This window comes from Mitsuokella multacida DSM 20544 (assembly GCF_000155955.1).
GTDB lineage: Bacteria > Bacillota > Negativicutes > Selenomonadales > Selenomonadaceae > Mitsuokella > Mitsuokella multacida.
In genome coordinates this window covers 129855-154591 of sequence record NZ_GG697143.2, presented here as the reverse complement: position 1 = coordinate 154591, position 24737 = coordinate 129855, and the positions used below count along the sequence as shown (strand labels likewise).

22 protein-coding genes are annotated in these 24737 nt (G+C 60.1%); 6 read left to right on the top strand and 16 right to left on the bottom strand.

What is annotated here, in order from left to right:
- Positions 1 to 7: 7 nt before the first annotated feature.
- Entirely contained in the window at positions 8 to 1426 is a 1419-nt protein-coding gene (locus MITSMUL_RS11315; protein WP_005842841.1) for a DASS family sodium-coupled anion symporter, read from the bottom strand.
- Positions 1427 to 1745: 319 nt separating this feature from the next.
- Here MITSMUL_RS11315 and MITSMUL_RS11310 point away from each other — a divergent pair, with 319 nt between their 5' ends.
- Together MITSMUL_RS11310 and MITSMUL_RS11305 are read left to right on the top strand one after the other, a co-directional pair.
- Positions 1746 to 3125 (top strand): sensor histidine kinase, encoded by a 1380-nt coding sequence (locus tag MITSMUL_RS11310; RefSeq protein WP_169627177.1) that lies wholly within the window; start codon positions 1746 to 1748, stop codon positions 3123 to 3125.
- Positions 3122 to 4000: a response regulator gene (locus MITSMUL_RS11305; RefSeq protein WP_005842835.1), complete on the top strand. Its 879-nt coding sequence runs from the start codon at positions 3122 to 3124 to the stop codon at positions 3998 to 4000. The genes MITSMUL_RS11310 and MITSMUL_RS11305 overlap by 4 nt, the downstream gene beginning before the upstream one ends.
- 87 nt (positions 4001 to 4087) lie before the next feature.
- On the opposite strand, the gene MITSMUL_RS11300 is transcribed toward MITSMUL_RS11305, so the two are convergent.
- From MITSMUL_RS11300 to mqnE, 4 genes are all read right to left on the bottom strand, one after another.
- Positions 4088 to 4957 carry an MTAP family purine nucleoside phosphorylase gene (locus tag MITSMUL_RS11300; RefSeq protein ID WP_005842833.1) on the bottom strand — a complete coding sequence of 290 codons (870 nt, stop codon included), beginning with the start codon at positions 4955 to 4957 and terminating at the stop codon, positions 4088 to 4090.
- Positions 4958 to 5654: 697 nt separating this feature from the next.
- Positions 5655 to 6680: a cyclic dehypoxanthinyl futalosine synthase gene (mqnC, locus tag MITSMUL_RS11295; RefSeq protein ID WP_005842831.1), complete on the bottom strand. Its 1026-nt coding sequence runs from the start codon at positions 6678 to 6680 to the stop codon at positions 5655 to 5657.
- Positions 6677 to 7780: a radical SAM protein gene (locus MITSMUL_RS11290; protein ID WP_040636424.1), complete on the bottom strand. Its 1104-nt coding sequence runs from the start codon at positions 7778 to 7780 to the stop codon at positions 6677 to 6679. The genes mqnC and MITSMUL_RS11290 overlap by 4 nt, the downstream gene beginning before the upstream one ends.
- Positions 7781 to 7791: 11 nt before the next feature.
- Positions 7792 to 8889: an aminofutalosine synthase MqnE gene (gene mqnE / locus MITSMUL_RS11285; protein ID WP_005842827.1), complete on the bottom strand. Its 1098-nt coding sequence runs from the start codon at positions 8887 to 8889 to the stop codon at positions 7792 to 7794.
- Between the two features lie 259 nt (positions 8890 to 9148).
- Between mqnE and MITSMUL_RS11280 the strand changes: the two genes are divergently transcribed.
- Genes MITSMUL_RS11280 through MITSMUL_RS11270 form a run of 3 tightly spaced genes read left to right on the top strand, consistent with a single transcriptional unit; the run spans position 9149 to position 11895 of the window.
- Positions 9149 to 10162 (top strand): ABC transporter substrate-binding protein, encoded by a 1014-nt coding sequence (locus MITSMUL_RS11280; RefSeq protein ID WP_040636423.1) that lies wholly within the window; start codon positions 9149 to 9151, stop codon positions 10160 to 10162.
- A gap of 54 nt (positions 10163 to 10216) precedes the next feature.
- On the top strand, positions 10217 to 11101 hold the full coding sequence (locus MITSMUL_RS11275; RefSeq protein WP_005842824.1) for an ABC transporter permease: 885 nt from the start codon (positions 10217 to 10219) through the stop codon (positions 11099 to 11101).
- Complete coding sequence (locus MITSMUL_RS11270) at positions 11101 to 11895, top strand: ABC transporter ATP-binding protein (RefSeq protein WP_005842821.1); 795 nt, start codon at positions 11101 to 11103, stop codon at positions 11893 to 11895. Before MITSMUL_RS11275 ends, MITSMUL_RS11270 begins: the two co-directional genes overlap by 1 nt.
- 513 nt (positions 11896 to 12408) lie before the next feature.
- Here MITSMUL_RS11270 and MITSMUL_RS11265 read toward each other — a convergent pair.
- The 8 genes from MITSMUL_RS11265 to MITSMUL_RS11230 form a co-directional block, all read right to left on the bottom strand.
- Positions 12409 to 13152 (bottom strand): Crp/Fnr family transcriptional regulator, encoded by a 744-nt coding sequence (locus MITSMUL_RS11265; protein WP_005842819.1) that lies wholly within the window; start codon positions 13150 to 13152, stop codon positions 12409 to 12411.
- A 4-nt stretch (positions 13153 to 13156) separates the two neighbouring features.
- Positions 13157 to 13660, bottom strand: coding sequence for a flavin reductase family protein (locus tag MITSMUL_RS11260; protein WP_005842817.1), 504 nt, complete (start codon positions 13658 to 13660; stop codon positions 13157 to 13159).
- A gap of 113 nt (positions 13661 to 13773) precedes the next feature.
- A complete protein-coding gene (sufU, locus tag MITSMUL_RS11255; protein ID WP_005842815.1) occupies positions 13774 to 14220 on the bottom strand; it encodes a Fe-S cluster assembly sulfur transfer protein SufU in 447 nt (148 codons plus the stop codon).
- Positions 14210 to 15445 carry a cysteine desulfurase gene (locus tag MITSMUL_RS11250; protein WP_005842813.1) on the bottom strand — a complete coding sequence of 412 codons (1236 nt, stop codon included), beginning with the start codon at positions 15443 to 15445 and terminating at the stop codon, positions 14210 to 14212. Before MITSMUL_RS11250 ends, sufU begins: the two co-directional genes overlap by 11 nt.
- A complete protein-coding gene (locus tag MITSMUL_RS11245) occupies positions 15438 to 16274 on the bottom strand; it encodes a SufB/SufD family protein (RefSeq protein ID WP_005842811.1) in 837 nt (278 codons plus the stop codon). The genes MITSMUL_RS11250 and MITSMUL_RS11245 overlap by 8 nt, the downstream gene beginning before the upstream one ends.
- Position 16275: 1 nt before the next feature.
- Positions 16276 to 17703, bottom strand: coding sequence for a Fe-S cluster assembly protein SufB (sufB, locus tag MITSMUL_RS11240; protein WP_005842809.1), 1428 nt, complete (start codon positions 17701 to 17703; stop codon positions 16276 to 16278).
- Positions 17704 to 17711: 8 nt separating this feature from the next.
- The gene (sufC, locus tag MITSMUL_RS11235) at positions 17712 to 18467 is read right to left on the bottom strand and encodes a Fe-S cluster assembly ATPase SufC (protein ID WP_005842807.1); all 756 of its coding nucleotides are present in this window, start codon (positions 18465 to 18467) and stop codon (positions 17712 to 17714) included.
- A 200-nt stretch (positions 18468 to 18667) separates the two neighbouring features.
- On the bottom strand, positions 18668 to 19492 hold the full coding sequence (locus tag MITSMUL_RS11230; RefSeq protein ID WP_005842805.1) for a Cof-type HAD-IIB family hydrolase: 825 nt from the start codon (positions 19490 to 19492) through the stop codon (positions 18668 to 18670).
- A 210-nt stretch (positions 19493 to 19702) separates the two neighbouring features.
- On the opposite strand from MITSMUL_RS11230, the gene MITSMUL_RS11225 reads away from it, so the two are divergent.
- The gene (locus MITSMUL_RS11225; protein WP_005842801.1) at positions 19703 to 20722 is read left to right on the top strand and encodes a LacI family DNA-binding transcriptional regulator; all 1020 of its coding nucleotides are present in this window, start codon (positions 19703 to 19705) and stop codon (positions 20720 to 20722) included.
- 84 nt (positions 20723 to 20806) lie between these two features.
- Here the strand turns inward: MITSMUL_RS11225 and araA are convergent, their stop codons facing one another.
- The 3 genes from araA to MITSMUL_RS11210 all read right to left on the bottom strand — a co-directional run bounded on the left by araA (position 20807) and on the right by MITSMUL_RS11210 (position 24702).
- Positions 20807 to 22234: an L-arabinose isomerase gene (gene araA, locus MITSMUL_RS11220; RefSeq protein WP_005842799.1), complete on the bottom strand. Its 1428-nt coding sequence runs from the start codon at positions 22232 to 22234 to the stop codon at positions 20807 to 20809.
- Between the two features lie 96 nt (positions 22235 to 22330).
- On the bottom strand, positions 22331 to 23059 hold the full coding sequence (locus tag MITSMUL_RS11215; RefSeq protein WP_005842797.1) for an L-ribulose-5-phosphate 4-epimerase: 729 nt from the start codon (positions 23057 to 23059) through the stop codon (positions 22331 to 22333).
- 29 nt (positions 23060 to 23088) lie between these two features.
- Positions 23089 to 24702 carry a xylulokinase gene (locus MITSMUL_RS11210; RefSeq protein ID WP_005842795.1) on the bottom strand — a complete coding sequence of 538 codons (1614 nt, stop codon included), beginning with the start codon at positions 24700 to 24702 and terminating at the stop codon, positions 23089 to 23091.
- Positions 24703 to 24737 lie beyond the last annotated feature (35 nt).

Below are 24737 nucleotides of genomic sequence, written 5' to 3'. Positions count from 1 at the left end.
TGACATCTTACATCATGCCGAGGATGCCCATGATCGGCAGGCCGAGGGCCATCCAGACCACGATATGCAGGACCGTGATGATAAAGCCGATCTTCCACCACTCGCCTTGGCCCATGAAGCCAGAGCCGAAGAAGATTGGCGTAACGCCGCAGCCGTAGTGCGTCAGGAACGATGCACTGTTGCAGAGGATTGCCAGGATGATTGCCGTCGGGATGACCGGGGCACCTGCCGCAACGAGGATAGTCGTGAAGGCGATGAACATCGCAGCGATGTGGGCGCTGTTGCTGGCGAGCAGATAGTGGGCCAGCGTGTAGATGATGCAGAGGACGATGAGCATCGTCATCCAGGACATGCCAGCGCAGGCGGCAGCCATCGTGGCTGCGAACCACTTCATGAAACCGAACTTCGAGAGATACGCAGCCATGTTGACGAGAACGCCCATCCATACGAGGACATCCCATGCACCATGCTGTTTCGTGACGTCGCTCCAGTCAATGCACTTCGTGATGAGCATGGCGGAGAGGCCGAGCAGTGCGACAATAGCCGAATCGATATGATGGATGCTGCCCGTTGCCCAGAGCACGAGGCAGGCGATGAAGATGACGCAGAGGATCTTCTCCTTGCTGCTCATAGCGCCCATCGCGCTGAGTTCTTTCTTCGCGAGAGACAGGGTCTCCGGCGTTTCCGTGAGTTCCGGCTTGATGATCTTATAGAGCAGGTACGGCGTGACGATCGAGAGCAGCAGGCCCGGGATGATGCTGACCTCGAACCAGGACATCCAGCTCAGGGACTGGCCAAAGGCCTGTTCCGTCAGCGTATTCGCGAGGACGTTGTTCGAAGCACCAGTCAGGAAAATGCAGGCCGAAGTGATGACGGCTGCATAGGCACTGTACATCAGGAATGCGCCCGTGCGCTGGTTCTTGCCCGTCTTGGGATCACAGCCGAGGACCGTCGTGACACTGTTGACGATCGGGTAGATGATGCCGCCGCCACGAGCCGTGTTCGACGGCGTGAACGGAGCGATGATGAAATCTGCTGCGCTCATGACATAAGCGACGCTCAGCGTATTCTTGCCGAAGCGCGAGAGCAACAGGTAAGCGATGCGCTTGCCGAGGCCCGTCTTGATGAAGCCCGTAGCAAACATGAAGGCGGATACGATCAGCCAGATCGTGCCGTTCGAGAAACCTTCCAGCGCCTGGCCAGCTTTCATGATGCCGAGTACCGGCAACAGTGCGCAGGCGATGATGGCGATGGCACCAAGCGGCAGCGGCTGCAGGATGAAGCCAGCGATCGTCGCGACGAAGACGGCGAGCAGGCCCCAGGCCTGCGGGCCGACACCAGCAGGTGCCGGGATGCACCAGATGATTGCTCCGATGGCCACACAGATCAGGCCCCGCAGCAAGTTATTGCTGTTTTCTTTTGACATATGAGTCCCTCCCGTTGTCATTAATATGACTTATCTTTTTATTACTGTATTCAATATACCGTATCACCTAGAAAAAACGACAGAATCCTACAATATCGAGGAAATAGTTTTTTTTTACTGACAACTTGTAACGTAGATGACAGGCATGTGATATAATATTACTGTTTATTGCTGTTTTAGATGCCACCCATCCATCATTTCGATATGTGTGCCCGTTGCCAGCCAAAATGGCGATATGATACACTATAGAACATGTATGGCAATGTGCGTCCGCATTGCTGCACGCCTCTGCACCGTTATTGATAAAAAGGAACTGCTCATGATCAGTAAACATCGAGAACTCTTCATCTTCATATGCATGCTGCTCATCGTGCCACTAGCCGGCGAGCCGCGCATCCATCCGTTCGGCAACGAATTCAGCAGCTTCCGCGTGAGCTTCGGCTCGCCGATGTTCCTGCTCTTCCTGCTCTGGCTCCGCAATGTGCCGATGGCCATCTCGGGCCTTGCCGTCGGCATCGCGGTCGTCTTATTCCGCGGAGCCCTCGACGCGGTCGGCGGCACGCCCTTTACTGCGGGCGTCTACCAGCACATCCCGACGTTTTTCTACTATTTTACCTATGCCATCTGCTTCTCCTGCGTGAAGCTCAACCGTGCGCCCATCACGACACAGGCCATGAAGATTGCCGTCTGGGCCATCATCGCGGAGGTGCTCGCGAGCATCGCTGAGCTCTACACGATGGACCTCTTCCTCGGCACGCAGGCGGCCATCATCACCGTGCCGGTGCTCACGCGCCTCACGGGCATCGCCTTTTTGCGCTGCTTCTTCATCCTGAGCTTCTTCTTCCTCTCACAGCTCTACCTGACGGAAATTCACCTCGCCCACGAGCTGCACGAGAAGAACCGCCTGACGATGATGGTCGCGAGCATCTACGAGGAAGTCTTTGAGCTCAAGCAGGCGCTGCACCGGGCGGAGACAGCCACGCACGACTGCTACGGCGTCTACGAGGAGCTGCGCAGCCTGCACGACACCGAAGATCTGCCGCGCATCACGCAGGAAGCGCTGCGCGTAGCAGGAGAGGTCCACGACATCAAGAAGGACAGTCAGCGCATCTACGCTGCGCTGAGCGAGCTGACAAATCAGAACAATTCGCACAAGCTCAACGACTACATGACGCCGCTCGAGCTCTGCCATCTGATCATCCACACGCAGAAGAAGTACGCGCGCCAGCTCGAGAAGCACATCGCCTTCTCGACGAATATCTCCGCCCGCCTGCCGGAACTCCACGCCTACACGATCCTGTCCATCCTCAACAACCTCACAGCGAACGCCATCGAGGCCATTCGAGACAGGGGGACGATTGCCATCTCCATGAAGCGTCTGAGCAATGACCTTCATCTAGAAGTCACGAATACGGGCAGCTCGATACCACTGCGCCGCCTGAAGCAGATTTTCCGCCCCGGCTACACGACGAAATACGACAGCGACGGCCGCGCTTCGAGCGGCGTGGGCCTGACGTACATCAAGGCGCTCGCCGAACACCTCGGCGGCAGCATCACGGCAGCTTCTGATGGGAAGGACAGCGTCACCTTCCACGTCACCCTGCCCCTCAACAGCCTGACCACGCATCCCGTGACCAGGATTCCCGCCATCCGTCAGGATGACGACGCGCCATCTCAACAGAAAGGACCGATATCATGAACATCATGCTCATCGACGATGATGAAGCCATCCGCGACATGCTGCAGGATATTATCGAAGACTATGAGCTCGGCACAGTCGTCGCATCACTGCCGAGCGCCGCAACTCTCACGACGACGGAGCTCATCGCGCGCCACATCGATCTCCTGATCATCGATATGCTCATGCCCGACTGCGACGGCATCGACTCCGTGCGCCGCTTCCATGATTTCCCCGGCAAGATCATCATGATCTCGCAGGTGGACAGCAAGGACCTCATCGGCAAGGCCTATGAGAGCGGCGTCTACTCCTACATCACGAAACCACTGAACCGCAATGAGATTGTCAGCGTGCTGCGGTCGGTTGAAGAATACATCCGCCTCGAGCGCTTCGCACACACCCTGCAGAACACTCTGCAGACCACCCTGAACCCGGCCGTCGCTGTGGCACCAGCAAAAGAGGTCACGCCACAGCAGAAGGCCGCCTCGCTGCTCAAGGAGCTCGGTGTCGCCGGAACAGCGGGCTACGACGACCTGCTCGAGATCATCGCCTACCTGCAGGCGCACCACAAGAGCTCCACCTTCCCCTCGCTCAAGACGATCTTCACCGCGATTGCGGAGGAACACGCCGCCGAGAACATCCAGAAGGAGGCCAAGACCATCGAGCAGCGCCTGCGCCGCGCCGTATTCCAGGCCATGGTCAGCACGGCCTCGATGGGCGTCGTCGACTACACGAACCCAAAATTCGAAGAGTACGCGCCCTTCTACTTCGACTACGCGGAGGTCTGCAGCATCATGCGCACGATTCAGCAGAACGAGAAGCCGCAGATTTCCAAGGTCCACATCAATACCAAGAAGTTCATCCAAGCGCTCTACGCCGCCTCGCTTGAGCCCTGATGAATATCCTCAAAGACAAAACGAGCTGTGCACCGCACTTCGCTGCTTGCGAAATGTGATGCACAGCTCGTTTCCTTATATGGGGTCTTATCCCTTGGACGAGACCTCATTGTAGACATCTTTGAGAAGGGTCTCCTTGCGCAGGGAGAGGCACTCGCAGTGACGTTCGTCGGCCGCGACCGTGCGGATGGTCTCGAGGATGATCTCACCGATCATAGGCGCGTCGTCGTAAAAGATGTCGGCCATGTCCTGATGCGACCAGGCCTTGCGGATGCCCTCGCCGTAGTTGACGGTGAAGTAGAGGCCGGCATAGCAGGCGCCGATCTCGCGCGCGAGGTAGACCTCCGGCGCGATGCTCTGCCCGACGATGTCGGCATGACCATTCATCATCGCGACTTCCGCCGGGCTCTCGAAGTGGCGGCCGTCCGTCACGGCGTAGGTGCCGCGCGTGAAGACGCGCCCCGTGAAGCGCTTCTTCGTCGCCTTGATCAGCGCCTCACGCATCTCGGGGCAGAGTGCGTCGCGCATGACGAGCAGGTAACGCCCGTCGAGCATGACGTCCTTGCGCACTGAGAGGTCGAGGTAATCGTCGGGGATGATGAAGTCGCGCAGGTCGAGGAGCTTATTGACCGTGCCGACGCCGCCCTCCGAGATGATGCGCTTGACGCCCGCTTCGCGGAAGACCCAGAAGACCTGGCGCGAAGCATCGGCGCGCGTCACGCCCGAGCGCCAGCCGTGCATGCGCACCGTCAGCACATGCTTCTCACCGACGCAGAAGAGCCGCATCGAGGGACTCTTGCCGTACGGCGTCTCGAAATACAGATTGTCCTCAAGGATCTTCACGTCTTCATCCGGCAGATTGCGCGGGAAATCGCTCGAGAGCGTGCCCGAACCGCCCACGACGGCATAATCCGCACGCGGGATCTCTGCTTTCACTGCCTGCTGTTCATTTATCATGATACTACCTCTCTTTCCTACCTCGGGCCCCAGCCCTTCGGGCAGTCACTGCGCGGCTGCAGGCGGCACACACCACCCCGGCCTTAGTTCAGTCCATTTTTAGGCGCGCTCAATTGCAGGTATTCGCTGAGGGCGGGACATGCATTCCGCCTGCAGGAGCAGAGCGATAGCCCGCAGGACTGAGCCCTACTCTGCATCCGCCTGGAAAGCCGATGTCAGAACACTGCGGCAGGCGGCGAACTCGCCTCAATGGGCAGAGCCGCACCATAGGACTCATTCAGCGATGCGACGAAGCCGGAATGCACGCAGTCTCTAGGGGCGGGGCATGCATTCCGCCTGCAGGAGCAGAGCGACCGCCCGCAGGGCTGAGCCCTACTCCGCATCCGCCTGGAAAGCCGATGTCAGAACGCCGCGGCAGGCGGCGAACTCGCCTCAATGGGCAGAGCCGCACCATAGGTCTCATTCAGCAATGCGACAAAGCCGGAATGCACGCAGTCTCTAGGGGCGGGGCATGCATTCCGCCTGCAGGAGCAGAGCGATTGCCCGCAGGGCTGAGCCCTACTCCGCATCCGCCTGGAAAGCCGATGTCAGAACGCCGCGGCAGGCGGCGAACTCGCCTCAATGGCCAGAGCCTCACCATAGGGCTCATTCAGCGATGCGACGAAGCCGGAATGCATGCCCCGCCCCACGCCACGAATCAAAAACGTCGTATGATATTGTACTCGGTATCGCGCTGCGCGGCCTCTCTGCCCGCCCCTTCGATGAGCCGTACCATCTTCTTGGTCGACATGTCGTAGAGCGTGCCCGCCGCCCGCACGACGTTTTCCTCGAGCATGATGCTGCCGGCGTCGTCGGCGCCGAAGCCGAGCGTCAGCTGGCCGATGCGCTCCCCCTGCGTGACCCATGAGCCCTGGATGTGCGCGATGTTGTCCATGTAGAGCCGCGAGAGCGCCAGCGTCCGCATGTAGTCCCAGCTCGACGTCTTCTCGCCGCCGAGCTCCGTGTGCCCCGGCTGGAACGTCCAGGTGATGAATGCGCGGAAGCCGCCCGTCTTGTCCTGCAGGCGCCGCACCTTCTCCATGTGCTCGATGCGCTGCGCCATCGTCTCACCGAAGCCGATGACCATCGTCGCCGTGCTCTCCATGCCGATGGAATGCGCACATTCCATGACGTGCAGCCAGTCATCCGTCATGATCTTCTTGGGGCTGACCTTGCGGCGCACCTCATCGACGAGGATTTCCGCGCCGCCGCCCGGCAGGCTGTCGAGGCCGGCCGCCTGCAGGCGCTTGAGCGTCTCGAGGTTGGACAGGCCCGCCTCGCGCGCGAAGTGCTGGATTTCCGTCGCCGTGAAGGAATGGATCGTGATGGTCGGGAAGTGCTCCTTGATGAGGCGCAACATCTTCTCGTAATACGCGAGGCCGAGCTCCGGATAGAGCCCGCCCTGTATCATGACCTGCGTGCCGCCGGCTTCCACCGTCTCCCGCACCTTCTCGAGGATCTCCTCGTGCGTGAGCAGATAGGCGTCCTTGCTGCCCTGCCGCCGGAAGAACGCGCAGAAGCGGCACTCATTGACGCAGACATTCGTGTAGTTGATGTTGCGGTCAATGATGAACGTCGTCGTATTGCCGAAGCGCTGCTGGCGGATTTTGTCCGCCTCGCGCCCGAGTGCGATGAGGTCGCCCTCGCGCAGCAGCGCCTCGCCCTCTCGTTCTGTCAGTCTCATACGCCCTGCTCCTCTCTGCCGCCGATTGGCCGATAGAATGTGTCGCGTTCGACGGGCTCGTAGCCTGCCTCGCGGATGATCTTCTCGAGCTGCGTGCGCGTGATGCCAGGCTTCGTCCGCGCGCCTGCCGCATGGATGATCTTCTCCTCGCCGATCGTGCCGTCGAGGTCGTCGGCGCCGAAGCCGAGCGCGAGCTGCGCGACCGGCATCGTCAGCATGATCCAGAACGCCTTGACGTGGTCGATGTTGTCGAGGATCAGGCGCGAGAGCGCCATCATCTTCATGTCCTCCCAGGCGCCCACGCGCTGCAGATGGTACTCCTCGCCGAGCTTCGTGTGCGCCGGATGGAACGGGAAGAGCATGAAGGCCTGGAAGCCGCCCGTCTCATCCTGGATCTCGCGAATCGTGATGAGGTGCTGCAGCCGCTCCTCGATCGTCTCGACATGGCCGTACATGATGGAGGCATTCGTGCGGATGCCGAGGCTGTGCGCTGTCTTCATCGTCTCGATCCACTCCGCCGTCGTCGCCTTCTTCGGGCAGATGATCTGGCGGACGCGGTCCGAGAGAATCTCCGCCCCACCGCCCGGCAGGCTGTCGAGGCCGTCTTCCTTGAGCAGTGTCAAGATCTCGCGGATGCTCTTGCCCGTCATCTTGGCGAAGTTGACGATCTCGACCGGCGTGAACGCCTTGACGTCTGCATCTGGCAGCGCCGCTTTGACCTGCCGCACGACGGCGCGGTAATACGAGAACGGCTTGTCGGGATGCAGTGCCGAGACGATGTGGATTTCCGACAGGTTCGGCGTCTCTTTTGCCTTTGCGAGAACGCGCTCGATGTCATCGGGCTCCATCACGAAGCCGCGCGCATCGCCCGCCTCCACCTGGAAGGCGCAGAGCGGGCAGTTCGAGCTGCAGATATTCGTTAGGTTGATGTGGCGGTTGACGGTGTAGTAGACGCAATGCCCGCTCTTCCGCTCCTTCGCCTTGCGCGCGCAGTCCGCCAGGAACAGCAGGTCATTGTCCTCGTAGAGCGCCAGGGCATCTTCGAGGCTCAGCCGCTCCCCCGCCGCCGCTCTTGCGCGCGCCGCTTCGATTTGCTTCATATCTATCCCTCTCATTCAATGATGCGCAAGATGTTGAAATTGCAGTCACAGGCGGCCGGGATGCGGCCCGCCTCCTTGATGATGCGGATGATGTTGTCCTCGCTCAGGGCCCGCGGGCTCTTCGCGCCGGCATCGTGCAGGATGGTCTCCTTGTGGACCGTGCCGTCGATGTCATTGGCGCCGAAGCCGAGTGCGACCTGTGCGACCGGCACCGTCAGCATGACCCAGTACGCCTTGATGTTCTTGAAGTTGTCGAGCATCAGGCGTGAGATGGCCATCGTGCGCAGGTCATCCCACATGCTCGTCTGCTTGACGTGTTCGCCGAGCTCCGTGTGCTTCGGCAGGAACGGGAAGCAGATGAACGTCTGGAAGCCGCCCGTCTCATCCTGCAGCGCACGCAGGCGTAGCAGGTGGTCGACGCGCTCCTCCAGCGTCTCAATGTGACCGTAGAGCATCGAGGCGTTCGACTTGATGCCGAGCTTGTGTGCCGTGCGCGCCACCTCGAGCCATTCATCCGCCGTCGCCTTGTTCGGGCAGAGCTCGCCGCGCACGCGGTCCGACAGGATCTCCGCTCCGCCGCCGGCGATGGCCTGCAGGCCGCCGCGGTCGCGCAGCTGCCGAAGGACCTCCTCGACGGACAGACCCGAGATCTCCGCGAAGTGCGTGATCTCCACGCCGGTAAAGCCCTTCATGTAGAGCTTCGGGAAGCGCTTGTGCAGCGCCTCCACGATGCCGAGGTAATCCTCGAACGACCAGGTCGGATGGAGCCCCGAAACGACGTGGAGCCCCGCGAGGTTCGGGTCGCGCATGGCGTCCTCGACAACCGCGATGGCCTGTGCCTTCGTCATCGCATAAGCGCCCTTCTCGTCCGCATCGCGGCCAAAGGCGCAGAACTTGCAGTGGGATGTGCAGATATTCGTCAGATTGACGTGGCAGTTGACATTGTAGTAGACGATGTCCCCGCACTTCTCGCGGCGCACATGGTCAGCCAGAGCGCCGAGCCAGGCAAGGTCATGGCAGTGGAAAAGCCTTATCCCGTCCTCCCGCGTCAGGCGCTCCCCGCGCATCACTTTCGCCTCGATATCTTGATATTCGCGTGTAGCCAGCAAAACAAAAAACCTCCATATTCTGTGCCGCTCCCCGCAGCACGGATTGCTCGTATCGCGTGTAAACTTCCTCTATTATATCATCGAACATTTCAGATTCATAGGTCAAAAGTCATCCACAGGATACGACTCATAAATGCCATGAATATGTCCATCTTACAGAAACAGTGATGGATTTTTCATCTGTAACATTGTATAATATAAGAGTCTATTCATCGTGCACGCGAGTGTACAGATTCAAAGAGAAAAGGTGGGATTCCTCATGAGACTATCCAATGTATCCAAGCGCTGCAAACTTCTGGCCCTCGCTGCCGCCGCTGTGCTGAGCCTCGGGCTCATGGCCGGCTGCGGCTCGGGTGACCAGTCCGCTTCATCGGGCAGCGGCAAGAACTACAAGATCGGCATCGTCCAGCTCGTCGAGCACAATGCGCTCGACGCCGCCAACAAGGGCTTTGTCGACGGCCTCAAGGAACGCGGCTTCGAAGAGGGCAAGAACATCACGATTGACCGCCAGAATGCACAGGCCGACCAGTCGAACCTCCAGAACATCGCCCAGCGCTTCGTCAGCGCGAAGATGGACCTCATTTGCGCCATCGCGACGCCGGCGGCCCAGACGATGGCCAACGCCACGCATGACATCCCGATTGTCGGCACGGCCATCACGGATTACGAGGGCGCCAAGCTCGTCGCCTCCTATGAGGAGCCGAAGGGCAATGTCACGGGCACGAGCGACATGAACCCCGTCAAAGAGCAGATTGACCTGCTGCTGAAGATCAAGCCGGACGCCAAGACGATTGGCACGGTCTACTGCTCGAGCGAGGTCAACTCAGAAGTCCAGGTCAAAGCCATGAAGGAGTACGCGGAATCGAAGGGCCTGACCGTCAAAGTCGCGACCATCTCCACGGTCAACGACATCCAGCAGGCTGCGCAGAGCCTCGTCGGCTCCGTCGATGCCTTCTATGAGCCGACCGACAACATCATCGCCTCCGCGATGCCGACGCTCATCGACATCACAAACGCCGCCAAGATCCCTGTCATCTGCGGTGAGCCGAACATGGTCAAGGCCGGCGGCCTCGCGACCTACGGCATCGACTACTACAAGCTCGGCGTCCAGACGGGCCACATGGCAGCCGACATCCTCGAGGGCAAGAAGCCGAGCTCAATGCCGATTGAGATGGCCAAGGACCTCAAGGTCACGGTCAACAAGGCCAATGCCGCCCTGCTCGGCATCACCTTCCCGGAGGATGTCCTCAAGGACGCTGACGTCGTCGAATAAAGCCACAACTGAAGTTGCAGTAGTCACTGCTACAGTCACAGCAAGGAGAAATCTATGGATCTAGTCATATCCACTGTTTCACAGGGACTGCTCTGGGCACTGCTCGCCATCGGCGTCTACCTGACCTTCCGCGTGCTCGACATCGCGGACCTGACCGTCGAGGGCAGCTTCCCGCTCGGAGCCGCCACAGCCGCCACCCTGCTGACGGCCGGCTATCACCCCATCGCCGCGATTCTCACGGCCTGCGTCGCCGGCATGCTCGGCGGCGTCGTCACGGGCATCCTCTGCACGAAGCTCAAGATACCGGCCCTGCTCGCCGGCATCCTGACGATGATTGCGCTCTACTCCGTCAACCTGCGCATCATGGGCAAGGCGAACCTGCCGCTTTTGCAGCAGGACACGATCTTCACCATCTGGCAGTTCTCGGGCCTCGACAAAGGCATGACGACGCTCGTCATCGGCGCCATCATCGTCCTGATCGTCGCCGTGCTCAACTACTGGTTCTTCGGCACGGAAATCGGCGCAGCCGTGCGCGCGACGGGCAATAACCCGCACATGATCCGCGCCAACGGCATCAACACGGACGCCATGGTCGTGCTCGGCCTGCTGCTCTCCAACGGCCTCGTCGCCATGTCGGGCGCCCTTGTCGCGCAGAGCAACGGCTTTGCCGATGTCGGCATGGGCGTCGGCACGATCGTCATCGGCCTCGCGTCCGTCATCATCGGCGAAGTGCTCTTCGGCACGAGGAGCTTCAAGAACTGCCTGATCTCGGTCATTCTCGGCTCTATCGTCTACCGCGCTGTCATCGCCGTGGTCCTGCAGATGGGCATGCCGCCGAATGACCTCAAGCTCTTCACGGCCATCCTCGTCGCCATCGCCCTCTCGCTGCCGCTCATACAGGCGCGCTTCAATACACTGCGGAAGGCGGTGAAGAAATAATGCTCGACATCAAGCACATCTCCAAGACCTTCAACCCCGGCACCATCACCGAGAAGCTGGCCCTGCACGACGTGAGCCTTCACCTCGACGCCGGCGACTTCGTCACCGTCATCGGCGGCAACGGCGCGGGCAAGTCCACCCTGATGAACTCCATCGCGGGCACCTATCCCGTCGATGAGGGCACGATCGAGATTGCCGGCACTGACATCACGAAATGGCCGGAGCACAAGCGCGCCAAGTTCATCGGCCGCGTCTTCCAGGACCCGATGATGGGCACGGCGGCCGGCATGATGATCGAGGAAAACCTCGCGATTGCCGCCCGCCGCGGACGCCGTCCGACCCTGCGCTGGAGCTCCTCCGCCAAGGACCGCGAACACTTCCGCGAGCTCTTGGCAGGACTCAAGCTCGGCCTCGAAGACCGGCTCGAATCAAAGGTCGGCCTGCTCTCCGGCGGCCAGCGCCAGGCCCTGACCCTCTTGATGGCCACGATGGCCAAGCCAAAACTCCTGCTGCTCGACGAGCACACCGCAGCCCTCGACCCCAAGACCGCCGAGAAAGTGCTGGCCCTGACCGAGAGCATCGTCCGCGAGCAGCAGCTCACCACCCTGATGATCACCCACAACATGCGCGACGCCCTGCGCCTCGGCAACCGCCTGATCATGATGTACAACGGGCACATCCTCTTCGACGTCAGCGGTGAAGAAAAAGCCCACCTGACCGTCAAAGACCTGCTCGCCATGTTCGAGAAGGCCGCTGGCAGCGAGCTGACAAGCGACAGCCTGCTGTTGAGCTAAGGCCTTCGCACATCCAGCAGCAAAGCGGAGGGGACAAGCGGACAACGCTTCGCTGAGGCGTCCTGCTGAATCGATTTTTTCCCTTATCAATGAAGCCTGCCTAAAGAGCTAAACGCGCTCCGCTTTTGCCCACTCATCCCCTCCGCACCGCAAACCTCGTTTCCACTAGCCCGCAAGCGGGGGCATGTATTTCGCCTGCAGGCGCGGAGCGATTGCCCGCAGGGCTGTGGCCCAAGGATACATTACTGAGCACAGCAATGTCGGAACGCCGCGGCAGGCGGCGAAATGTCCTCCGTGCATTCTATAGATTGGGTCACATTCAGCGGCAGCGCCGAAGCCGAAATACATGCCCCCGCGCTACGCTGCTCGATGTGTGGAGTGTGGAGTGTTGCCCGCTCATTCCCTCCGGGCCCCCTGCGCTACGCTGCTCGATGTAATCAAAAAAGACAAAGCCAGTTCCATGCAAAACACATGCATGGAACTGGCTTTTTGTGTCGAATGGATTCAGTTGCCTCAGAGGTATTCCTCAAAGCGATTGAGGTCGAGTATCTGGAGGTTCTTGCCCGCTACCTTGAGCAGGCCGTCCTTCTGCATGGCCGAGAGCTCTCTTGAGAGCGACGGCCTCGTAACGGCAAGGTAAGCCGCGAGGTACTCTCGGCTCACAGCGAGCTCGACGTGGCCCGCTGCGTCCATATTCTGGAACAGGAAGCGCACGATCTTCTCGCGCAGGCTGCCGCTCGCGAGCACTTTGATGCGGCCGTGCATGAAGTACGCCTTGCGCGCGAAGATGCGCATGAGATTGCGCTCGACGAGCAAGGCACTGCGCGAGAGATGCTCGCTCTGGCCGCCGATCGTGAAGAAACGGCTGCCGATCTCCAAGAGCTCCGTCTCCTTCGCCGCCTCGACGTAGATGTCATAGGGCCGCTTGAGCACCTCGTAAACCTCGCCGAACATGTCGCCCGGCTCATTGACCTCTGAGATGAAGATGCGGCGGCCCGAGAACGTGTCCTTGAGGATGTGGACCTCACCGCGCAGCAGGATGTAGAGCGAATGTGGCTGATCGCCATCGTGAAAGACGATCTCCCCGGCCGAGAATACGTGGCGCCGGACCTGGCTCGATGCCAGGAGCTCCGCGATCTCCGCGTCATCCATGCCCGTCGTCAGGTTGCTGCAGCGCAGGATCGATGCCACTGGCGCTTCTTTGTCGGACAGGCAGCTGCAGCAGGCCACCCCACCCTTTTTCCGTACTGTGCTCATCGGCTCATTCCTTGACGAGGAGTTTCTCGATCTCGACGACGTACATCGTGTGATAGTCGTCCTTGTACCACTTCTCGTCGCAGCTCTTGTCGACGAAGAACTCCGAAGCGAGCGGCTGTGCGTAGAGTTTGCGGCAGAGCATCGTCACACACGCTTCATCGAAGTACGTGCGGCCGTTATCGTGGCAGACCGTCAGGCCCGCCTTCTTGATCTTGTCCTCATCGCGGCCCGAGACCGTGCCGAAGTAGTTCATCATCTTGCGGTATTCCTCCGGGAAAACCGACAGCGAAAGGCCCTCTGCCTTGTCGACGAATTCCTTCGTGTAGCGCGTCGGACGGATGAAGATGTAGGCTACCGGCTTGCCCCACATGATGCCGAGGCCGCCCCACGAAGCCGTCATCGCGTTCGACTTGCCCTCGTACTCGCCCGTGATGAGCAGCCAGTCCTTGCCGATGACGCGGAACGCGCTCTCGTTGAAATCAAACGGGGAAATCTCTTTTACTGCCATGATACTCTTCCTTTCTGTTACTCTGCTGCTGTCTCTATCCACATGTTATCCACAAAACGCAGGGGATATCCACAGGTTCACCATGGATATCCCCAGATTTCTGTGGATAAATCTTATTTTTTTGCGTCCTGCCCGTCTTTTGCGAGCGCATTGTCGAGTGTATGCCATGCGAGCACCGCGCATTTGACGCGGGCCGGCATGTTCGAGACGTTCTGGAGCGCCAGTGCCTCGTCGAGCTCCTCGAGCTCGCTCTCGTCCGTGATCTCGCGCTTGATCATGCCGATGAACTTCTCCGCGAGCTCTCTGGCCTTCTCGACCTTCTGGCCGCGGATCAGGTCGATCATGATATCCGTCGAGGCCTGCGAGATGGCGCAGCCCACGCCCGTGAACGACGCATCCTTGACGACGCCGTTCTCGATCTGCAGCTCCAGCGTGATCTCATCGCCGCAGCTCGGGTTGTGGCCCTTGAGCGCGCACGTCGCATGAGCAAGATGATGCTTGTTCTCCGGATTGCGGCTGTGCTCGCCGATGAGCTCCGTGTAGATGTCTTCAAGCGCCATAGCCGAGGACCCCCCTTACCTTCTTGAGCGCATCGATCCAGCGGTCGATGTCCTCGCGCGTGTTGTAGAGATAGAAGCTTGCGCGGCAGCTTGCGTTCTGGCCGAGGTAGCGGTGCAGCGGCTGGGCGCAGTGATGGCCAGCGCGGATCGCGACGCCGTAGCTGTCGAGGATGCTCGCCACATCGTGCGGATGGACGTCCTTGACGTTGAAGGCGATGATGCCCGTCTTGTTGTCGCGGGTCGTATCGCAGCCGTAGAGCTCGATGTACGGCAGCTCGCGCAGCTGCGGCAGCGCATAGTCGACGAGGTCCTTCTCGATGGCCTCGATGCGGTCGAAGGTGATCGTCTCGAGGTAGTCGATGGCCGCCGTCAGGCCGGCTGCGCCGCCGACATTCTGCGTGCCGGCCTCGAACTTGGCCGGCAGCTCTGCGTACGTCGTGTCCTGCTCCTCGACGTACTCAATCATGTCGCCGCCGCGCAGGAACGGGGGCATCGCATCGAGGATATCGTACTTGCCATAGAGCACGCCGATACCCATCGGCGAGAGCATCTTGTGGCCGGAGAAGGCAAAGAAGTCGCAGTCGATGTCGCGGACGTCGACCTTCATGTGCGCGACGCTCTGCGAGCCGTCGACGACGGCGACAGCGCCGACGCTGTGCGCCTTCTTGACGATCTTCTTGACGTCGTTCTTGAGGCCCAGGACGTTCGAGACCTGCGTCACGGCGACGATCTTCGTCTTCTCCGTGATCTTCGTCTCGATGTCCTCCTCCGAGAGGTTGCCGTCCTTCTCGAGGTAGATGTACTTGAGCGTCGCGCCCGTCGTCTTGGCGACAAACTGCCACGGCACGAGGTTGCTGTGGTGCTCCGTGATGGTGATGACGATCTCATCGCCAGCCTTGACGTTGCTGAGGCCATAGCTGTAGGCAACGAGGTTCAGCGCCTCCGTCGCGTTCTTCGTGAAGATGATCTCCTCAGGACGGGCCGCGTTGATGAACTTCGCCGTGCGCACGCGCGCGTTCTCATAGATCTCCGTCGCCTTGACCGAGAGCGCATAGGCGCCGCGGTGCGGATTGGCGTTGCAGCCGCCGTAGTAGCCGCAGATGGCCTGGATGATCTGCTCCGGCTTCTGCGTCGTCGCGCCGTTATCGAGATAAGCGATCTGTTTCCCGTTCATCTTCATCTTGAGAAGCGGGAAATCTTTCAAAAATTCCTGTGCATCAGCCATTCGAAAGTCTCCTCTGCAAATACGTATCGATCTCCTCTTTGAGCGCGTCATCCGGGATGCGGTCGAGCACCGGATTGAACGACGCCTCGACGACGAGGCGCTGTGCCTCCGCAAGGTCGAGGCCGCGGCTCATGAGGTAGAAGAGTTTATCTTCGTCCATCTTGCCGACGGAAACGGCATGGTGGCCGTCCACATCGTCCTCATGCGAGAGCATGATCGGCACGCTGCGGTTGCGGACATCCGGCGAGAGCAGGACGACTTCCTCGTTCTCGCGGCCGACCGACCCCTTTGCACCCTCGAGGAAGTCAAGCGTGCCGCGGAAGATCTTCTCGCTCTTGCCGAGCAGAGCGCCGCGCACCTGCATGTTGGCGTCCGTGCGGCGGCCGCCCTGGCGGATGATGTAGTTGAGGTCGATGACGCTCTCGCCATCGCCGAAGTAGAGGCCCCAGATATCGGCCTTGGAGTCGTCGCCGGCTAGATCGACGTGGAGCTCCGTCGCCGTCTGGTGTGCGCCGGCCTCGACGACCGTGTAGGCAAAGGTTGCGCCCTTGCCGACATAGACCTTGACGCGGCAGGTGTAGAGCGCGTCGTCTGGCACGAGCTGTGCCGTGACGAGGTGGAGCTTTGCGCCCTCCTCGAGATGCACCTGCAGCTCGTACGAGCCGCCCTCGCGCTGCGTCAGCACGACTTCATCTTCCTTGCCCGCTTCGACAAGGATTTTCTGCGTTGTTACATTTTCATCGCTATCAGCCGGGATCCTGCTCTCATTGACGCCGAGCCAGCGCCAGGTACGCATGGGGATCCGGGAGAATGTCTTAAGCTCTGCCATATCAGCCCATCGTCCCTTCTAATTCAATGTTGACCAGGTTATTCATCTCGACTGCGTACTCGAGCGGCAGTTCCTTGGCAATCGGCTCGACGAAGCCGCGCACGATCATCGCACGTGCCTCATCCTCATCGATGCCGCGAGAGGTCAGGTAGAAGATGGCCTCATCGCTGATGCGGCCAATCTTGGCCTCATGCCCGATGTCCGCCTCGTCGCCCTCGATGTCCATGACCGGCAGCGTATCGCTGCGCGACTCGTTGTCGAGCATCAGCGACTCGCAGTTGACCGAGCACTTGGCAAACGGAGCGCGACGCGTGACCTTGACGGCACTGCGGTACGTCGCCTTGCCGCCCGCCTTCGAGATGGTGCGCGTGTTGATGTTGGCCGACGTATGCGGAGCCGCGTGGATGACGCTGGCACCCGTATCGAGGTTCTGGCCCTTCGAGGCGAACGTGACGCCCGTGAACTCGCAGCGCGCATTCTCGCCGTGCAGGATGCTGCATGGATAGAGGCACGAGACGTGCGAGCCAAAGGAACCCGAGACCCACTCGATGATGCCGTCTTTCTCGACGAGCGCGCGCTTCGTGTTGAGGTTCATCATGTTGCGCGACCAGTTCTCGATGGTCGAGTAGCGCAGGCGTGCGCCCTCCTTGACGAAGAGCTCGACGCAGCCCGCGTGGAGGTTCGTGACGTTGTACTTCGGCGCGGAGCAGCCCTCGATGAAGTGCAGGCTCGCGTTCTTCTCGACGATGATCAGCGTGTGCTCGAACTGGCCGGCACCTGCCGCGTTGAGGCGGAAGTACGACTGCAGTGGGATCTCGACGTGGACGCCTTCCGGCACGTAGACGAAGGAGCCGCCGGACCAGACAGCGCCGTGCAGCGCCGCGAACTTGTGGTCCTTCGGCGGCACGAGCGTCATGAAGTACTCCTTGACGACGTCCTCGTGCTCGCGGATAGCCGTCTCCATGTCCGTGTAGATGACGCCCTGCTTGACGAGGTCTTCCTGGATGCTGTGGTAGACGACTTCCGAGTCGTACTGCGCGCCGACACCGGCGAGGCTCTGCTTCTGCTCGGCCTCCGGGATGCCGAGGCGGTCGAACGTGTTCTTGATGTCCGTCGGCACTTCCTGCCAGTTACCCGTCATCTTGGCATCAGGCTGGACGTAGGTGACGATGTCATCCATGTTGAGCTCCGAGATGTCCGGGCCCCAGGTCGGCAGCGCCAGCGAGTTGTAGACCTCAAGGGACTTGAGGCGGAAGTCGAGCATCCACTGCGGGTCGTGCTTGCGCTTCGAGATGTCGCGGATGATCTCCTCCGTCAGGCCGCTCTGCGTCTTGTAGACCGAGTGGTCGGCGTCCTTGATATCGTAGAGCGTACGCTCGATATCCTCGACGTACGTCTTCTTTTTCGGTGTGAATTTTTCTTCAGCCATGGCGCGCCTCACTTTTCTGCCTTGGCGTCGAGGATGTGCGTGAAGCCGCGGCGGTTGATGTCATCGATGAGCTCCGGGCCGCCCTCTTCGACAATCTCACCGTTGATGAGGACGTGGACCTTGTCAACCTTGAGCTTCTCGAGGATGCGCGTGTTGTGCGTGATGATCAGGCAGCTGTTGTCCTCATTGTGGAACTTCGCGACGCCTTCCGAGACGATCTGCACGGCGTCGACATCGAGGCCCGAGTCCGTCTCATCGAGCAGCGCGAGCTTCGGGTTGAGCATGAGGAGCTGCAGGATCTCATTGCGCTTCTTCTCACCGCCCGAGAAGCCGACATTCATGTAGCGCTCTGCGTACTCCGGCTTCATCTTGAGCTCTTCCATCGTCGCCTTGAGCTGGCGGCGGAACGGCACGATCTTGACGCGCTCACCAGAGACGGCCTGCTTTGCCGTGCGGATCATGTTCTCGACCGTGATGCCCGGGATCTCCTCCGGCGTCTGGAACGAGAGGAACAGGCCCTTGCGCGCGCGCTCGAACGTCTTGAGCTCCGTGATGTCCTCACCCTCGAACGACACCGTGCCGGACGTGACCTCGTACTTCGGATGGCCCATGATGATGTTCATCAGCGTCGATTTGCCAGAGCCATTCGGTCCGAGAATGACGTGTACTTCGCCCTTGTCTACCGACAGACTCAGGCCCTTGAGGATTTCCTTGCCTTCGACACCAGCGTGGAGATCCTTGATTTCCAAAAGATTCTCAGCCATATATAAAACTCTCCTTTAAGACTTAAGATATGCGCTCGGATTTGTAATCCTTACAAAAATACTCGGGATTGATGATTTCATTGTATGGCCTGAACACGAAAAAGTCAATAGCAATAGCGTTCTTCTATAAGTTTCATCTATGAATCCGCCTTTTTTTCATAAAAAAAGAGCCTCCCAAAGGGAAGCTCCTCCATATTTCATCAATTCAGGAAGTCGAAGTGGCGCGTCAGCGAGGCGGCGATGCCGTCCTCGTTGTTCGAGAGCGTGATCTCGTCGGCCATCTCCTTTAGCTCAGGGCAGGCATTGCCCATCGCGACGCCGTGGCCGGCGAAGTCGAGCATGCTCATGTCATTCTGCGCATCGCCAAAGGCCATGACCTCTGCGCGCGCGATGCCGAAGCGCTCGCAGACAATCGCGAGCGAGGTCGACTTGCTGACCCCCTTGACCGTCGCCTCGTAGAACCACGGGGCCGACTGGACGAAGGAGAGCTCATCCTCGAAGCCGCGGCGGATGTCTTCAAGGCGCGGCACGAGGATCTCGTTCGGCGCGGCCGTCAGGATCTTGACGGGCGCGAAGCCGCGAGCCTCGACAGCGTCGGCGATGTTCGCAACGATCTCAACCTTGAGGTTGTTGTTGCGGCTCTCATCCTGCACCTTGTGGCGGCGCGCGTCCGTCGTGAAGATGGACTCGCCGTCGTCGACGATTGGCGAGAGCTCCGGATACGCCTCGAGATGGCGCAGGAAGCGCAGCGCCGTCGCGCGATCAATAGCCTGGTCGAAGAGGACCTCCCCCGTCGTCGCATCCTGGATGCGGCCGCCGTTATACGAGAGCAGCAGGCCGTGGTAGTCCTTGAGGTCGAGGGCCTGCGCCTCGCGCGCGAGCCCCGGCGCCTGACGGCCGGAGGCTAGCACGACCGTCACACCGTGCTGCTGGACCGAGAGCAGTGCCTCTCTCGTCTTCTCCGTGATCTTCTTCTCATCGTTGTTGAGCGTGCCATCGAGATCGAGGGCAATCATCTTATACATCGCGCGTGTCCATCCTTTCGCTGCTCATCACTGTTCATCGCTGCTCTGCAACATTCCTGCATTTCTGCAATCGCGAATAGTATAGCAGAAATCCCCGCACTGAGCAATCCAGGAAGCGTACGAGCAGGAAAAAAGCACCTGCACCTAGAATATTAGAATTTAAAGATTGCTGCAAAGAATCAAAAAGAAACAACAGAGGAAGTCGATATCATGGTAACCATCAAACAGATTGCCGAACTCTGCGGCGTCTCGCGCGGCACAGTCGACCGCGTGCTCAACGGGCGCGGCAAGGTCAAACCCGAAAAGGCAAAACTCGTCCTCGACATGGCCGCCAAGCTCCACTATCACCCGAATCCAGCAGGCAAGGCCCTCGCCGCCCGCAAGAAGCACCCGACCGTCGGGGTTCTGCTGCTCTCCGAGGGCGTCCACTTCTTTGACGACGTACTGTCTGCCATGCACCACATGGCGGACAAATACGATTCCTACGGCCTTAAGGTCATCTGGCGCAGCATGCGCGGGTTCGACCTCGACAAACAGTGCGCCATCATCGACGAACTGCGCGAGCAGGGCATCAACGCACTGATCATCGACCCGCTCAACCACCCGCGCATCATCCAGAAAATCGACGAGTGCGTCGCCGACAAAATCTTCGTCGTCACGCTCAACAACGATATCGAGGCATCCCATCGCCAGTGCTACGTCGGGCCGAATTATCCCAATGGCGGCAAGACGGCCGCGGCCCTGCTCTGCATGATCCATCCGCAGCCGCTCCACACGGGCGTGCTGCTCGGCTCCCTGCAGATGCTCGGCCATCGCCAGCGCCTCGACGGCTTCCTCGAGACCATGCAGGAGCACCCCGATTTCCACTTCTGCGGCGTCGAGGAGTGTGAGGATGATGACATGATTGCCTACGAGAAGGTGCGCCAGCTGCTGCTCGACCATCCCGAGCTCAACTCCATCTTCATCATCTCGGCCGGCGCCTACGGCGCCGCCCGCGCCGTCCTCGCCGCGGGGCGCAAGGACATCACGATGATCGTCTTCGACACGATCCCGACGACGATCGAGATGATGAAGAAGGGCGTCATCCAAGCTGCCCTCTATCAGCACCCGCGTCAGCAGGGCCAACGCGCCATGCAGGTCGTCTTCGACTACCTCGTCAATGGCATCGCACCGGAACACGACAAGTACATCATGCGCAATGAGATCCGCATCCTGCAGAATGTAGAATAATGGTAGCGCGATAAAAAGAAGGCTCCCGTTCCTGAGATTGGAACGAGAGCCTTCTTTTGTGTAGGTGTATGGATATAGGAGCAATCAGCAGATCTCGACGAGGTTCATGCCGAGCATCGTGCCGAGATCATGGATCTGCTCTTCTGTGATGCGGAAGGACAGGACCGTGTGATGGCCGCCGCCAGCGTGGATCCAAGCCGTAGCGCCCTTCTTGAGGCCGACTTTCGGCGTCCAGAGCTGCTTAGCGACCGGCAGATGCGGCGTCTCCGCCTCAGCCTTGCGGCAATCGACCGGATAGCTGATGAGGCGGAAGCCATCGCGGAAGTCAGCGACCGTGCAGTCGATGCCTTCGCCGTCAGCACCCGTGAAGACGAGGCGGGCCGGGTCATCCTTGCCGCCGATGTCGAGCGGATGGACTTCGACGCGCGGCTTGTCGCTGGCAATCGTCGGGTCAACCTCGAGCATGTGAGCGCCGAGGATAGCTTCATGGCCCTTGCGCAGGTCGAGCGTGTAGTCTTCCATGAAGACCGTGCGGTCATTGTGTGCCATGATCTTCAGCAAGCGCGTCAGTGCCGACGTCTTCCAGTCGCCCTCTGCACCGAAGCCGTACCCGTCGCGCATCAAGAGCTGAGCAGCGAGGCCCGGCAGCTGCTTGAGGCCCTTGAGGTCCTCGAAGTTCGTCGAGAAGGCCGTGTAGCCCTTGTCATCGAGGAACTTCTTGATGCCGAGGTACTCGCGCAGCTGATAGCGGACCGAGCTCTCGAATTTCTCTGGGCTGTTCTCCTGCGGGTTGAACGTGTAGAGTTCCTGCAGTTTCTTGTACTCTGCATCGATGTCTGCCTCGCTGACGGCATCGACGACTTCGACGAGGTCGCCGACCGGCCAGTAGTCGACCGTCCAGCCGAGCTGGATCTGCGCCTGGACCTTATCGCCCTCCGTGACGGCTACATTGCGCATCGTATCGCCGAAGCGGCAGACCTTGATGTGGAAGCTCTCGTTGTAGGCAACGGCGACATCTTCCCACGAAGTGATCTCATCCTGGACTTCTTCATCGCCCCACCAGCCGTAGACGACCTTGTTGTTGAGGCCGAGGCGAGCGTTGAGATAACCGTACTCGCGGTCGCCGTGTGCGCTCTGGTTGAGGTTCATGTAGTCGAAGTCGATCGTGTCATACGGGATCTTGTTGAGGTACTGCGTCGCAAGGTGCAGCAGCGGCTTCTGCAGGAGCTTCGTGCCGCGGATCCAGTTCTTCGCTGGGGAGAAGGTGTGCATCCAGGTGATGACGCCTGCGACGTCGTCATTGTAGTTGACATCCTTCATGAACTGCGTAATGCCGTCAGCCGTCGTCATGACGCCCTTGAACTCGATCGGGTACGGGAGCTTGCCACTCTCATTGAGCTTCTTGACGATGTCTTCCGCATCGCGGGCAACGTTCTTGAGCTGCTCCTCACCATAGAGGAACTGGGAACCAGCGACAAACCAGAACTTGTAATCGTGCGTGAGTTTCAACATGATGTTACTTCCCTTCTACCTGTATGCTTCCTCCTGCAGCGTGCTGCAGGAGTTTTAGTCTTGGCTTCCTCCTGCGGCAAGCCGCAGGAGTTTTTGTTATTTGTGCGTGACACCGCTCTTCGACTTGGCGTTGTTCTGGCCATAGTAGGCGTTTGCGCCGTGCTTGCGGTAGTAATGCTTGTCGAGCAGGAACTGCGGCACGCGGATGTCCGCGCGCGTGAGCTGCAGGGCATGGTAATTCATCTCGGCGACGACCTCGAGGATCTTCGCGTTCTCGACGGCCTTCTTGGGGCTCGGGCCCCAGGTGAACGGGCCATGCTGCTTGACGAGGACGGCTGGCACAGCATCCGGGTCGATGCCGTACTCCTTGAACGTGCGGACGATGACCTTGCCCGTGTTCTCCTCGTAAGCCTCCTCGATCTCCTGCTTCGTCAGGGCATCCGTCACGGGGACGTCGCCGTAGAACGTATCAGCGTGCGTCGTGCCGAGCGCTTCGATTGGCACACCAGCTTCTGCAAAGGAGACGGCCCATTTGGAATGCGTGTGGACGACGGCCTTGATATTCGGGAAGGCCTTGTAGAGCACGAGATGCGTCATCGTATCGCTCGACGGGTTCATATCACCCTCGACGACGTGGCCCTCAAGGTCGACGACGACCATATCCGAGGGCTTGAGGTCCTCGTACGGCACGCCCGACGGCTTGATGACGAAGAGGTTCTTCTCGCGGTCGATGCCCGAGACATTGCCCCAAGTGAACGTGACGATGCCGAGCTTCGGCAGCATCATGTTGGCTTCATAAACTTCCTGTTTGAGTTCTTCTAACATTGGTAGGATGGTCCTTTCGTAAAGAATGCTCAGGCGTCGGCATGGTCGGCTATGAGCTCGCCAGCCTTGCGCTCGACCTCGAGGCCTTCCTTGTAGGCGGCGATGAACTTCTGGCAGCCGAGGCGGCCGGCTTCCGTCGGCAGCAGCGTCGAGCTCTCTGGATTGTGGAAGACATCGTCATCGAGGAAATCTGCCAGCGCCTTGCCGCTATGCCACTTGGCAAAGACGGCGAGCACCGCCATGCCCCACGGTCCGCCCTCGCCGGCCGTCTCCATGACGGTGATCGGCAGGCCGAGGCAGTCGGCGAGGACCTGCTGGCCGATGACCGGCGTCTTGAAGAGACCGCCCTGCGCGATCATGACGTCCGTCTGGACGCCCTCTTCCTTGACGAGGATGTCCATGCCGATTTTGAGCGGAGCGAAGCAGCCGTAGAGCTGCGCGAGCATAAAGTTCGCGAGGTTCATGTGGCTGTGCGGCGTGCGCACGAAGAGAGGACGGCCCGTCTCGACCTTCGTGATGTTCTCGCCTGACAGGCAGCTGTAATTGAGCAGGCCGCCCGCATCGCGGTTTGCGCGCTGCGACACTTCAAACAGCGTCCGGTAAAGCTTGGCTGGCGTCTGGCCGTGGCCGATGAGCTCTGCGAACTCGCCGAACATGCCGATCCAGGCATTGAGGTCGCTCGAGCAGTTGTTGGCATGGACCATGGCCACCGGCGCACCGTCCGGCGTCGTCACAACATCGATGTCGCGGTGCACTTCCTTGAGCGGTGCGTCGAGGACGTTCATCGAGAACGCCGACGTGCCGACCGAGATGTTGCCCGTGCGCTTGCGGACGGCGTTCGTCGAGACCATGCCCGTGCCGGCATCGCCCTCAGGCGGCGCCATGAGCGCGCCCGGCTGCAGCTTGCCCGTCGGGTCGAGCAGCCATGCACCCTCCTTCGTGAGCTGGCCGCCGGAGTGGCCTGCACGCAGCGGCTGCGGCAGGATTTCCTGCAGTTTCCAGGGATAGGCCTTGACCGCATCAAGGCTCTCGAACTTCTCGAGCATCGCCGCGTCGTAAAGGCCCGTCTTCTCATCAATCGGGAACATGCCCGAAGCATCGCCGATGCCGAGGACTTTCTCGCCGCTGAGCTGCCAGTGTACATAGCCGGCCAGCGTCGTCAAAAAAGCGATGTCCTTGACGTGATCTTCTTTATTGAGGATGGCTTGATAGAGGTGCGCGATGCTCCAGCGCTGCGGGATGTTGAAGCCGAAGAGCTCCGTGAGCTGATCTGCTGCCTCGCCCGTGATGTTATTGCGCCAGGTCCGGAACGGTGCGAGCTGCTTGCCGTCCTTGTCGAACGGCAGGTAGCCGTGCATCATCGCGCTGACGCCGATGGAGCCGATGGTCTTGAGCTCCACATGGTAGCGGCTCTGCACATCGGCCGTCAGGCTGTGGAACGCATCCTCGATGCCGAGCCAGACCGTCGCAAGGTCGTACGTCCAGATGCCGTTCTCCAGCTGATTCTCCCAGCCGTAGCTCGTCGAGGCCAGCGTCTCGCAAGCTTCATTGACCAGCACCATCTTGATGTTCGTCGAACCGAGCTCGAGGCCGAGGGCCGTGCGGCCCGCCTCAATCGCTGCGGCATTTTTCTTTAAGTCCATGGTAAACCTTCCCTTTGCAATACCCTTACCTGATA